The 13,536-nt window shown below is 29.4% G+C and carries 8 protein-coding genes; 7 read left to right on the top strand and 1 reads right to left on the bottom strand.

The features are described from left to right. Nucleotides 1-627: 627 nt before the first annotated feature. The gene (locus RB618_RS17750) at nt 628-1,446 is read right to left on the bottom strand and encodes a DKNYY domain-containing protein (protein ID WP_308069979.1); all 819 of its coding nucleotides are present in this window, start codon (nt 1,444-1,446) and stop codon (nt 628-630) included. A 703-nt stretch (nt 1,447-2,149) separates the two neighbouring features. Here RB618_RS17750 and RB618_RS17745 point away from each other — a divergent pair. From RB618_RS17745 to RB618_RS17715, 7 genes are all read left to right on the top strand, one after another. After that, nucleotides 2,150-4,213, top strand: coding sequence for a DKNYY domain-containing protein (locus RB618_RS17745; protein WP_308069978.1), 2,064 nt, complete (start codon nt 2,150-2,152; stop codon nt 4,211-4,213). A gap of 16 nt (nt 4,214-4,229) precedes the next feature. After that, entirely contained in the window at nt 4,230-4,772 is a 543-nt protein-coding gene (locus RB618_RS17740; RefSeq protein WP_308069977.1) for a hypothetical protein, read from the top strand. Nucleotides 4,773-4,821: 49 nt separating this feature from the next. Then, nucleotides 4,822-5,412, top strand: a complete 591-nt coding sequence (locus RB618_RS17735; protein ID WP_308069976.1) for a hypothetical protein — start codon at nt 4,822-4,824, stop codon at nt 5,410-5,412. Nucleotides 5,413-5,508: 96 nt separating this feature from the next. Beyond that, nucleotides 5,509-7,584 carry a WG repeat-containing protein gene (locus RB618_RS17730; RefSeq protein ID WP_308069975.1) on the top strand — a complete coding sequence of 692 codons (2,076 nt, stop codon included), beginning with the start codon at nt 5,509-5,511 and terminating at the stop codon, nt 7,582-7,584. Between the two features lie 33 nt (nt 7,585-7,617). Further along, nucleotides 7,618-9,240: a WG repeat-containing protein gene (locus RB618_RS17725; RefSeq protein ID WP_308069974.1), complete on the top strand. Its 1,623-nt coding sequence runs from the start codon at nt 7,618-7,620 to the stop codon at nt 9,238-9,240. Next, nucleotides 9,240-9,845, top strand: a complete 606-nt coding sequence (locus RB618_RS17720) for a hypothetical protein (RefSeq protein WP_308069973.1) — start codon at nt 9,240-9,242, stop codon at nt 9,843-9,845. Before RB618_RS17725 ends, RB618_RS17720 begins: the two co-directional genes overlap by 1 nt. Nucleotides 9,846-10,664: 819 nt before the next feature. Continuing rightward, complete coding sequence (locus RB618_RS17715; RefSeq protein ID WP_308069972.1) at nt 10,665-13,403, top strand: substrate-binding domain-containing protein; 2,739 nt, start codon at nt 10,665-10,667, stop codon at nt 13,401-13,403. The last annotated feature ends 133 nt before the right edge of the window (nt 13,404-13,536 follow it).

The following is a 13,536-nucleotide window of genomic DNA, read 5'->3' as shown; positions in this document are numbered from 1 at the left end:
TTATATCCATTCCTTCATTATAAAGCATTTTTGAGTCTTTTGAGGTGTAATTTTTTATTCGAGATTTTCATTGTCAAATTCCATAAAACTAAAATTATTGTTAACAGAAAGATAAGAAATTTGTAAGTCTAATGTTTTACAGTGTTGAGGAGCGGTTTGAATCCAGTAAGGTCAACTCTACAGGACAACCAAACCATTTGTTTTTAGAGGTATTAACTGATTAAATCGATATAAGAAGGTCAAAAAAAATCCCATTTCGTTAGAAATGGGATTTTAAGTTTGTGACGGGGACAGGACAAATTACAACATTATTTTTGGATGATTTAAAGAAATTGGCTTTCTATATGTAATGTCTGTCTTTCATTGGCGTTATGAATTTGGTTTGGATGTTCTGAGTAGGATTGATGCAAAAATTGTAAAAATTCAATAGATTCATCGTATTAAACTGATATATAAATTTACAAAATTTATGGAGGATTTTAAAAGACTGTTTAAGTTAAGGCAGGATTGTCTTTATTTGGCTCTATGAATTACTTTATGCAATTTAGGTTTTGTGGCACGAATGTAATACCTTTCAAGCTTCAATGTCGACAGCTATCGAGAATGTTTCTATGATTTCAAAGGTGATTAATATTGTTGTACGGTGTAAGGAATAGAATATAAACACTTTACTTTTTGCCCATTTTTTATTGCGGGATTCCACTTTTTACACAGTTTTAAAACTCTTATAAGTTCGTCTCCAGTTCCATATCCAATATCGCGAAGAATTCTTATTCCGGATAATACGCCATTTTTTTCAACTACAAATGTAGTATATACTTTACCTTTAAGCCCTTCTTCGGTCGGTATGCGATATTCTTTTTGTACAAATTTATAAAATTCATCAATTCCACCAGGGTAGTCCGGTTTTGTATCTACATTTACTGAATTATATATATCATTATCAGTAATGTATTTGTTTTCTTCTCTAATTTTTTCCCATTTAGGATCATACATTTTTCCTAGAAAATTATATGATATAGTAGTAGTTGAACTTTTTATTACCCAATATCCTTTGTTATTTTTTAATATGTAATAATTTGAAGGTGAAAAGAAACGTTCTGTAGTATTTTTGACTGGAGGTTCTTCATATTGTATATTGTCCAATATTAATTCCAAATTCTGACTTCTAATTATTTTTAAGGTCTTTAAATACAAAAAGTTTTTATCTGCTAAAAAAGAACCTAAAATACGTAATGAATTTGGATCAACATTCGGAATCTTCTGCAACCCTAAATCTGCGCTGTAATAATAGACATTATTATTGTTTTTATAATAATTTAGTCCCACACGCTGAAAACCTTGGGCATCAATATTTGTTAATTTGTTTTGACAATATATCTGATTATCCTTTTTATAAAAGTCATAATCGTAGTATTCTGTATTAGGTTCACTAAAATAACCCATACCACAGATTGCGGAAATTTCTTTTAATTTATATCTAATAACCTTTAGGAATATTTAAATTAGGATCCATAATGGCGGTATCCTTTTTTTTATTTTGGCTATTTGCAATTGAAAATACGCCTAAAAAGATAAAAAATAGTGCTCTCATTTGATGGATGATATTTTGGTTTGTAATTCTTTATTAGATGTGTTTGATTCTATAAAGGTTGGAAGCTATATTTTGTATATATTACATTAATTATTTGAAATGTAAAAAATGCTAATATATAAATTTGAACGTTACAGTAAGCCGAACTTTTGTGAGAAGATTTTAAATCATATAACGATCTTCGCAGGTTTGATTTTACTTTTGAGACAGCCTCATCTCTTTAAGTGCCTTATTGAACAATTGACAAACCATTTTATGATTGATTTAAAAAATTGGCTTATTCTTATAATAATTTGTAGGATAATTATTTAGAATTTTAATTCTAGAGAGGTTTGTATAAGGGTCAAAAGTTGAAAATTGCTAAGTATCAATATCTTTTTTAATTTTTTTTTCATTCTATCCCAACCTTTTTACCTTTTAAATTATCTATGTGATTATGGAGTAGATTTATTTAGAAGATTTTTATTTTATTGTTACTGTAATGAAATAAATTTTGTTTTTTTACTTCTAAAAGCAGATAAAAATAGTGATGCCCCATTCATTAAGCCAAGATCTATGATAAGAATATTTTTAATATCCATTAGTTTTGTATTATTCTTTAGCTGCCAAAATACTAGTATACCAGCATTGGAAGATCCTGCTCTAAAAATAGAATATGGCGCACGAGAATGCAATTTTGTTGAAAATCCTACTTACATCGTAAACAAAGATTATGTTGTGTATCAAGATGCTTGTACGCATATTGTTTTTTATCCGAATATTGTTTCTTTTAAACCAGGGGAAAATAAGGAATCTGGGTTCGCTTTTGATAAAAACGGGATGTATGTTAAAGGTGAATTTTTAAAAATAGATACCACTGGTTTTGTTGTATTAGGGAGAAATGAAGAGAATGATCTCCTTTGGAAAACAAAATATAAAGTATTCAAAAACACTTTAGAATTAAAGGATATTGATGTGGCAACTTTTCAGCCTAATCCTTGCAAGAGTTACAATGGAGAGGTTAAAGATCAATATTATAAAGACAAGAATTTCATTTATTACTTCGACAAAAAAATAGAAGGTTCTGATGGCGCTACGGCAAATACCAGTCCGTATGATTTTTGTCATGATAAAAAATACATTTATTTCAAAGGTGAAGTTGCTTCTTTTGGAGGAGAACCCTATCAATATGTTAACTGTGATTTTTTTAAAACAGAAAAATACGTCTTTCGCAATGGAGAATTAGTGGATGATATGCATCCAGACAATTTAAAAGCACTGTCGGGACATTATACCAGATATAACAATGATGTATATTTTAGAGGTAATAAAACTCCAATGAAACTTAAAAATTCTAGTAAAGTTAAAGTTTGGACTGCTGATAACTATGATTTTTTCATTACTGATGGTAAAAGCATTTTTAAAGATGGTAAAGAGATTGACCAAAAAGTAGATCTTCCTTCTTTCGGTTTTCTTAGCGGTGCCTATTGTTTTTATGATAAAAATGGAATTTATGAAAGAGGGTATAATCAAGAGTTGAAAAAAGACATTATCGAAAAATTACCTTTTAAATACTACGGAAAAATTGATCACAATGCGATTTCGTACAATAAGTTTAGCGGTATCGTTTTTTATAAAAACCAAGCTTATGCCACTCGAACAAAATCTTTTTATGAAGATTTAAGTCCAAAACAAATTGCGGTAGCAAAAGCACAAAAAAATGATGTTGACGACTTTGATGGTTCCAATAAGGTTTTCATCGATTATAATTTTTGCAAAATGTATGATCGTATTTATTTTAGGGATAAACGAACTTCATTTGATGCTGAAACATTTGCACCAATGGATGAGGGAGATAAATATTCTGAAGATAAATATTATAAAGATAAGAATGTGGTTTCTTATTGTAATGAAAGAAGTCCAGAGATAAAAAAAATGAGTGATGTCGATGTGAATTCTGCCCGAACTTTCAATATTTTTCTGGTTGACAAAAACTATTTGTATTGCAAAAATGTAAAAATTATTAAAAGTACAGGAATAGAATTATTGGCTTCTTTTTCTGGATATAGAGGTGGTTTCTGCGGTAATGATCCAACGCCTCTTTCAAATTTTTATTTGTTTCGAAATTCGGAAGGTTTTTGGCTTGTCAAAATTTCAGATAAAATTTCGTATCGCTTTTTAGGTAAAGTATTTGACCGTAAATGGGAATCTTCTTTTGAAGCAATTGATCTTGCCAAAAAATATGGAAACAATAGAACAATTGTACCTCGAAAAATAGTAAAACAAGAAAAGAAAGAGAATAAAAGTAAAACAATTGATAATGAAGTTTATAATGTTGTAGCTGTCCAAATTAGGCCTGATTATCCGGGCGGAATTCAAAAGTTTTATGCTTTTATAAAAAAGAATTATGTTATTCCAAAAGAAATACTGGATGAAGAATCTTCTAGAGGCGGAGTTTTTGCAAAATTCATAATTGAAAAGGATGGAAGCTTGTCTGAGATAGAGGTGCTTCGTGATATTGGTTACGGATCGGGAAAAGAATTAGAAAGAGTTTTAAAATTATCTCCTAATTGGATTCCGGCAATTAAAGATGGAAGTCCAGTAAGGTGTTTGTACAGTATTCCATACTATGTTCAATAATTAATTAGTATATATAATGAAAAATTATATTTATATCATTTTGTCTTTTGGAACACTTCTTTGCTATAGTCAAGAACCTCCTGCAATCTTTAAATTAAAATATAGTTTACTAAATACCGATTCAAATCACTTAGTAAGTGCATATAGAATAAATTCCCCTTCGTTAGACTATTATAAAAAATCAAAAAATGCTTATTTGACAGAAAGTTATTGGGACAATTATAAAGATCGAATTAGGATTGATGATGAATTTGCTTATTTGTATATGGGGAACCCATTTCCCAGAGAAAATGACATAATTATTTTGAATATTTTTAGAAAGGATGATATTAAAATGAGCATCTTCATAAAGATTAATTTTGATTTAGATTTTGGAGAATTCTTGTATTTAAAAGGATTGAAATTTGCGGAAGGAAATTTTTTCATTGACTTATCACAATCAAAAAAGGAAATTAATAATTTGTATATAAGCAATTACAATAAGAAAGAGGTTGATTTAAGTAATATTGAAGTTTATAAAATTAGTTCCAAAAATCTAGATCATAAATTTATTAAGTAAAGCAGAAAAAGAAATAACGCTGTTTATGTTCCGAAAAATAATTATAATAATGACGATATTTTGTTTTTTATCATGTAATGATAAAAAAGCAATCTATTCTGAAAAATTTGATGCAAAGACTTCAGAAAAATTCGATTTAGAAAAATTCAATGATAATAAAATTGACAGTATTTACGAATATGCTTTGCAGGATACAATTATCAAGTTATATGAGGGAAAAGATCTGTATAAGAAAGAACTAATTTCTGATAATCATAGTTTTAAACAGACGTTTGTTTACGATAAAACAACTAAATTATTGGTAAATCAATTTAGTCATTTTTACGGAATGCCAGTTGGTATCTGGAAAAGTTATGATGAAAATGGAGTTTTAATAAGCTGGAAAAATTATGATGAAAACTTTGATTTTTCGGTAAATGAATTGATCCTGATGCTGAAAAAAGATTTGCAGATTGACTTGATCAACGACACGAATTATCAGTCATTATTAATAGATAGATTTTCATATAAACATCTTTTTTTGTTTACCAGTTATTGTTATGCAGTACAAATAAATTCAATGGGAGAAACTAGAACAATAAAAATTGATGGTAAAACAGGAGAAATTTTAAGTGATGTAAAAGACTTTATGTTAGAATAGAAAAACAAAAATAGACAACAATATGGCTGAAATTGAACAGCAAAAACTAAAAAAAGGATTTCAAAAAAAAGTTACTAATTTATTTATTATAACTGCATGAAAAAAATATTGCTAATATTATTTGCCTTATTGCCTTTAATAAGTTTCTCCCAAAGTAGCGAAGCTTTAAGAAAACAAGCTATGCAGTTTTACAATGAAGGAAAATTTAATGAATCTCTTAAAACATTTAATAAAATAAAAGATAAGGAATTTTTACAAAATACCAATATTGGTGTTTGGAAAGAGCATATTGCTTCGATTCTCAATCATAATTTTTCGGAGAAATATGCAATATCCGATAAAGATACCTTGAACATTAAAGTTAGAGTACAAACTTTAAATATTGTATCTGAAGGTATTTTTAATAGAAAGACAAATAGTTATGTGATTGCACCTGTTTACGATTGGATTTTAAATTTCGATGATAAATTTAATTTTTTTGTGGCCAACAAAATCAATCAGCAAGCACTTCTTGATAAAACTGGAAAAATTGTAATACCATTTAAAAATCAGAAAATTACAACCAGCGAAGATTATTTTACTTATTACAACGGTTTGCGTGGGACGCTAGAATATTTTATCGTAACCGATTTGGATAAAAATTCAAAAACTCAAGAAACCATTGGTATTTATGATTTAAACAGCAAACTGGTTTTTGAGTGCTCTTCTGCTATACTGTATAGAAATAACCTGTTATTGGCTAAAAAAGATGAAAAATGGAAATTTATCAATCTAAAAACCAATGAAGTTTTAGTTGATTCTATTGATTCTTATGAAGAAATGTATCCGAATTATGCTGAAGAAAAGGAATCGAAATATTTTATTTTACATATTGGCAATCATCTTTCAATCTACCGTCCTCAATCTAACCAATTCATCAAGGATGTTTTTGACTCGTATACAGAAGAAAGCCAGGATGACAATATTTTGTCAGAGATTATTTTTAGCAAAGAAAATTTTAGCAAGCCCAACGAAATCCCTTTAAAAGATAAAAACAAATATTTAATTGTAAAGAAAGACAACAAAGAGGGGGTTTATAATTTTAGCAAATTTGAGTATTATACAGAACCTGTTTATGATTCGATTTCGAATATGGGAAATACCTTTTTAAAAGGTAAGGAATCGAATCTTTTCTTTCCAGAGCCTGTTGTAGAACAAAAGGAATATTCAAAATACTATATTTTCATTACTAAAAATAAAAATAAGTTTGGTGCCAGGCTATTAGATGGGAAAAAGCTATTGGATAATGATTATGATGAAATTAAAAGTTTTAGCAGTAATAACTATTACAAAGATGTGTTATTTTATAGGATAAAAAACAAATGGGGGTTTACTATTTTGAATAATAAAAAAATAGAAAAACCACAGTACGATTTTGTATGTAGAGATTATTTTAAAGCGCAGGATTTACTTATAGCAGCTTATCATAACAAAAAAAAGACCCTTTATAAATTGAATGGTGAATTATACCACGATTCAAAGGACAATAATCCTAAAGAATATGTATCAAGCCAAAATGCGTTTGATGGACTGAATGATAGTTACACAGATCGACAATTATTTAAACAAAATAATAAATATGGTATTGAGGATGCTGATGGTAAAGAAATTCTAAAGGCTCAATACTCGTATATAGATCGTATTAGTAAAAATATTTTTTTAGCTGGAAATGATATAAAAGATTCTAAATCGCTTCAAGGTTTGTTGGATATTAATGGAAAAGAAGTTTTACCCGTAAAATATGAAAATATTATTACTTATCCGAGTCCAAACTATAATGAAAAAAGAGAAGAATCCCTTGTCTTTGAAGTAAAAAATAAAGATAATAATTATGGTCTGTATAACAGCAAAGGACAAAGCATTTACCCTTTTATCATTCAGGATATAATACAAAGATTAATTATCCGAAATGATTCCATAGAAACATACTATTATATTATTTCTGAAAAAGTAAATTATCAAGGCATTACCTATTTTGATAATGGGAGACAAATTTATGATTACAAAATATCCTTGTTAAAAATACAGGGAGACACACTTACCAAAGTATTGGATAATTGCAATAATATCCAAACTGATATCCACAATATTATTCTTGGTTATCAGGATAAATTAGGTCGATACGGATTATAAAATCTTCAAAACGGAAAGGATTCGGGAACAATATTGGCACGTTATACTTATTCACAGAATGATCAAAAATTTATTTTCGCACACACTGCTGATGAAAAACAAGTGTTTTTTGATACGGATTTTAATATGTATCAGGCTCCTTATCCAATATTTTCGTATAAAAATAAATATTTTATCTATAATGATAAAGATCTGTACGGAGCAATTAACGATAGATTGGAAATTGCCAAGTTCAAGTATCCAGTAGTAGATTATTATTATCAAAATGATAAAGAAAGAAATCAAGTTTCTGAAAATCAAAAGATAATTTTTAGTTTATTTAAGTTTAAGACCGATGCCAAAAGTGATAAATACGGTATAGTCAACTTTGACGGAAAAGTTTTAGTGTCAGAAGATAATAAATATGATGAAATCATTTTTCCATTTGAAAGTCATAATAGTGTTTGGTGCAACAAAGCAAAAAGAGATGTTATTTTAGAATATGTCAACAAAATATTCATTTGCAAAACCAAAGACAAAGTAGATATTATAGGCCCAGAAAACAAAAAAATAGTTTCGTTTATAGCTCCTGCCAATTGGAAATTTGATTTTAGTGATATAACCGTCAATCATCATTTGATACTTAGGGACGGTAACACCATTAAACTGCTGAATTTAAAAACGCAAAAAATAGATTTAGAAACTACAGTAACAAAATTTAGTGACGACATTGACGGAGGTTATTCAGATAGGGAATATGACTATAAAAATCATAGTGTGAAAATGATTAAATACAGTAAGTATGGTCGCTTGATCTTTGAAGATTCAAAAACAGTGCAGCATTATGATCTTAATTACGATCCATTTTTACAAACTACTCTTTTTATGGTCAAAAGAAATAATAAATATGGGGTAATTGATGCATACGAAAGTATAGTAATACCCTTTGTAAATGATAGCTTATATACGCCGGACAATATCAATTTCATTGCTAAAAGAGGTACTAAATATGGAGTGCTTACCAATAAAAATCAGATGCTTCATGAATTTGTTTATGATAATATTAAAAATATTGATTTTAATAAAGGGTATGCAAATCAACAAAAGGTATTGCTAGTTACAAAAAACAAGAAAAAAGGAATCTTAGATTTTCTGAGCGGTCGCGCAATAATTCCGATAGAACAAGATGATTTAAATTTTACAGAAGTAATCCAAGGCAGGAAGAATAAAACTCGCACAATTTATGGAAGCTATGGAGAAAAACAATTCTCAATTGAATGCGATACATTGTATAGAGAAAAAAATCTTCCTTATTGGTGCTATACCTTTATAAAAGATGGAAAAAAGGGGCGAATTGATTATTATGGAAACCTAATTGATAACGACCGTAATCCGTATGAAATTACTCCTGCAAATCAGGAAAATGATAAAACCAAATCGGAAAACAATAAAGACTATGATGATTATCAAATCCTTGAAGGGACAAATTTCGCTATCGTTTCCAAAGAAAAAAAGCAGGGAGTGGTAGATTTATCAAACGTCATTATTATTCCACTTATTTATGATGATATCAGATATATAGAGAAGGGGTATTTTGAATGTAAACAAGGTAAAAAAACAGTCTTGCGAACACCTCAAAATAAAGTGTTTTACGAAATAAAGAATAACTCAAACTGATGAAAAACAAGTGGATTAAAATAGTATTGAAAATAACAGCTGTATTTCTGATTTTAGTTCTTATCATAATGGTAATTCCTGAAAATTCTTTTTTATTCAAACAGAGACCCATTGAAAATCAGCAGCAATTAGGAACTGAAATCCTAACAGCATTTAAAAACAAATACGTTACTGTTGACACTGTATTTATTGCTACCGGAAGAAATTATTTTGTGGAGTGTGGTACGGGTATTGAAAGTAGCTTACTAGACAAGATAAAATACAACATAGTATATAAATACAAAAAGTTAACCCATAGAAACATAATTTACAAGGATAATGTATTTCCCTTGTCTCAAAAGAGGTCTGATAAAATTGTGGTAACTGAAATAATAACGTATGATAACGAATCAATGCCAAATGATAGTGATCTTATAACAGTGGGAAATGAACAAAGCTTAACACATCTAAAATCAAGTAGTAAAAAGATATTTCTGGTGGATTTTGTCTCAGTTACTAGCGACAAAGTAGAAGTTGTCTTTACAGATTATAAAAAAAGTTCAACTGCCTTTCAATTCTCATTGGTTTGTGAAAAAAATGATAAATGGAAGATACTTGATAAATAATACAAAAGGTATTCGGCATCATCATTTCAAATCAGAAATATTCCTTTCTCAGGATGAATAAATTGCAATTCACCTTCCTTTTAATAAAACAATTTATTGTTTCAATCGTGCAGCAATTATATTTGAAAAAAGGAGAGAATGAAATTCAAATAATTTTGAAATATTAGACCATTTTAAAAATGAGATTTCATTTTATGAAATTGGACGGTAATTAGAAAAAACTACGATATAATAATGCCATAATTAGAGTTAATTGTGGGTTGTTCTAATCCTGTAAAGTTATCGAAGGGTAAATCAGCTATTTGCGCAATTTTTTATATAAATATATACGCCTGGTGCAATTTACTATTACTTTAAAGAGTTAAAATTAAAACAACAATGATTCAAAGTTAGCGTATTTATTGAGCTTAAATAAAAAATGGCACCAATTGTCTTCAATTGGCGCCATTTGGCTGAGTGACCTCGACGGGACAAATTACAACATCTTTTTTGGATGATTTGAAGAGATTGGCTTACTATATGTAGTGTCTGTCTTTCATTGGCTTTGTAAATTTGGTTTAGATGTCCTGTCGGGGATTCATGGGAAAATCTATTTGAATTCTAATTTGATTAAATGAATATTAGTATTTTTATTATTTCGCATTAGATATATTGTTTGCTCATTTGTGTACATGAAATAAAAGTTTAATTTTACTTTTTAAACTATACACCTTTTCCGGCTTGTCATTTAAAAAATAATCCTTCCTAATTATTTAGACAAACAAGATTAAAGAATGCATTTTTAAATGCTTATTTTTTATTTACAAAACTCAAAATTTCATGTATCAATTTGTAAAATATATTTTGATGCTCATTTTGGCATCTTTAAGTTTAATATCCTGTAAACAAAAACAGGGTGACAAAATTAGAGTTGGTTTCTCACAGGCGATGACGACTGACGATTGGCGCAAGCAAATGAATAGTTCAATAAAAATTGAAGCTTCTTTACGACCTGAAGTCGATTTGACAATCAAAGACGCTAATAATAATGTCGATAAGCAAATCGAAGATATCGAGCGTTTTATTTCTAATAGAGTAGATGTTATTATTGTATCGCCAATTCAATCCAAACCTTTAACGGCAGTTGTCGAAAAATCCATTAAAGCTGGAATTCCAGTTCTTGTTGTAGATCGAAAAATTGAAGGAGAAAGCTACACAGCTTATCTCGGAGCGGATAATATTGAAATTGGACGAATTGCCGGCCGTTACATTATCTCGCACAGTAAAGGTTCTGGCAATGTTATAGAAATTACAGGAGCCAGTGGATCATCTCCGGCGTACGAAAGAACACTTGGTTTCAATCAGATTATCAATGAAAATAAGCGTTTTAAGATTGTAAAAACCATTCAGGGCGATTGGGAAAAAGAATCGGTTAAAGCGCCTTTGAAAGCAATTCTTCTACAAAATCCGAATATTGAATATATTTTTGCTCATAACGACCGAATGGCTTTAAGCGCTTGGGAAACTGCTAAAACCCTGGGACTTGAAAAGAAAATAAAGTTTATTGGTGTTGACGCCTTAAATTCAGTAAACGGTGGAATTGAGCTGGTAAAAAGCGGCGTTCTTGATGGAACGATTTTATATCCAACCGGAGGAAACGAGGCTCTAAAATTGGCATTGAAAATGTACAACAAAGAATCAATTTCCAGAAACAATATCTTAAATACGATTGTTATTGATAAAAACAATGCTGAAATTATCGAAAACCAAATGGATAAAGTCGATCAACAGCAATTGGTAATCGAATCACAGCAAGGTGCTATTAAAGTTCAGGAAAGAGAATATGCTTCGCAGAATAATTTGGTAAGATTGCTTAGCTTTTTTCTTGTCATTATTTTGAGCTTAACGATTTACAGTATTTATTCTACCATTTCGATTTCAAAAAAGAAAAAACAACTAGAAAGAATCAATCAAACAGTAATTGACCAGAACAATGAAATTCAGGAAATGGCACAAATTGCAGCTAAAAGCAATGAAGCAAAACTGAATTTCTTCACCGGACTTTCGCATGAATTTAAAACGCCAATTACGCTAATAATGAGTTACGTGGAGTCTTTAATCGAAAATGAAAAAATTAAAGGAACTGCATTGATTGAGGAAGTAAAACTGATTCACAAAAACTCAAACAGACTACTGCGTTTGATCAATCAATTACTGGATTTCAGGAAAATTGAAGAGCAAAAATTTACGCTGAGGGCTTCGAATACAAAAATTTACGATTTCACAAATGAAGTCATGGCAAACTTTAAAGGTGAAGCCGCCCGAAGAAATATTGATTTTCAATTAAGCTGTAAAAACAAAAATCTGGAATTGTTTATTGACCGTGGATTAATGGATAAAGTGTATTTCAATTTATTGTCAAATGCCTTTAAATTTACGCCGGACAATGGAAAAATTAGTATTTCAATTGTCGAAAATCAAGATAATACCGTAAAGATACATTTTAAAGATTCCGGAATTGGAATTCCTGACGATGAGCTTTCAAATGTTTTTGATCCATTTTTCAGGGCTTCAAATAATAATAAAAACAGTTCAGGAATTGGTTTGCATTTGTCTAAAGAGTTTGTGCTTTTGCATCAGGGAACTATTGAACTGAAATCTAGACAAGGCAGCGAATTTGTGATTACTTTATTAAAAGGAAACAGTCATTTGCAGCCTGGTGAAATTATTCAGAAAGTAGAAAGCCTAACCAGTATTCCGAATTTAATTACCGATAATTTAAACATAGAACCCGATTTAAAAGAATCAAATACGATTTCAGATGCTGAAAAACACTCGCTGCTAATTATTGAAGACAATGTAGATTTGGTTAATTTTCTAAAAGCAAAACTGTCTAATGAATATGTAGTTTATAATTCTGATGGAAGCGATGCGATTGAAAAAGCGTTGGAAATTATTCCGGATATTATTATCTGCGACATTAATTTGGTAGACAAAGACGGTTACGAAATCAGCAAAGAGCTAAAGAAAGATCTTCGTTCCTCTCATATTCCAATTATAATTCTAACGGCACAAAGTAACAAAGAATCTGTTTTAAAAGGCTTGCAGAGTGGAGTAGACCAGTATTTGACAAAACCATTTAGTCTTTCAATTCTAAAACAATCCTTATCGAGTTTGCTTTTCAACAGAGAAAAACTGCGCTATTATTATACCAATAATATTTACAGAGTTGAACCTGAATCTAAATTTGGCAATCAGGAACAGTCATTTATTACCAAAATGAATGACATTATTAAAAAGAATGTCGAAAATCCAAAGTTTTCAGTTGAAGATTTGGCGGATAAATTGGGCGTTTCGAGAGTTCAGCTGTATAGAAAAGTGAAAGCAATTATCGGAATTAATATTAGCGATCATATTAATAATGTCAAATTAGAGAAAGCCGCGGAGCTTTTGAAGTCAAATGAAATGAATATTTCTGAAATTGCCTACTCGCTAGGTTTCTCTTCGCCAAACTATTTTTCTACAGCTTTTAAGAATAAATTTGGAATTTCTCCTAAAGAATACAAAACGTCCAGCTAATTTGTCTTTGAAATTGTTTCTTTTAAAGTATCAATTTTGAAGGTTATGTAACAAAATCGAAACTACAAGGTTTTCGTAAAAGTTTTTTAATTTGTGTAAAACCTTGTAAATAAAGGTTTTGGGTTTGAAATGC

This window comes from Flavobacterium sp. LHD-85 (genome assembly GCF_030929595.1).
GTDB lineage: Bacteria > Bacteroidota > Bacteroidia > Flavobacteriales > Flavobacteriaceae > Flavobacterium.
Note: the sequence above shows the minus strand (reverse complement) of the source record. Positions and strands in the feature narration are given on the sequence as shown.

Excerpts from the sequence above, each read along its gene's own strand:
- RB618_RS17715 (WP_308069972.1), top strand. The coding sequence starts at position 10,665 with ATGTATCAATTTGTAAAATATATTTTGATGCTCATTTTGGCATCTTTA.
- RB618_RS17750 (WP_308069979.1), bottom strand. The coding sequence starts at position 1,446 with ATGGGTTATTTTAGTGAACCTAATACAGAATACTACGATTATGACTTT.
- RB618_RS17730 (WP_308069975.1), top strand. The coding sequence starts at position 5,509 with ATGAAAAAAATATTGCTAATATTATTTGCCTTATTGCCTTTAATAAGT.
- RB618_RS17740 (WP_308069977.1), top strand. The coding sequence starts at position 4,230 with ATGAAAAATTATATTTATATCATTTTGTCTTTTGGAACACTTCTTTGC.
- RB618_RS17745 (WP_308069978.1), top strand. The coding sequence starts at position 2,150 with ATGATAAGAATATTTTTAATATCCATTAGTTTTGTATTATTCTTTAGC.
- RB618_RS17735 (WP_308069976.1), top strand. The coding sequence starts at position 4,822 with ATGACGATATTTTGTTTTTTATCATGTAATGATAAAAAAGCAATCTAT.
- RB618_RS17720 (WP_308069973.1), top strand. The coding sequence starts at position 9,240 with ATGAAAAACAAGTGGATTAAAATAGTATTGAAAATAACAGCTGTATTT.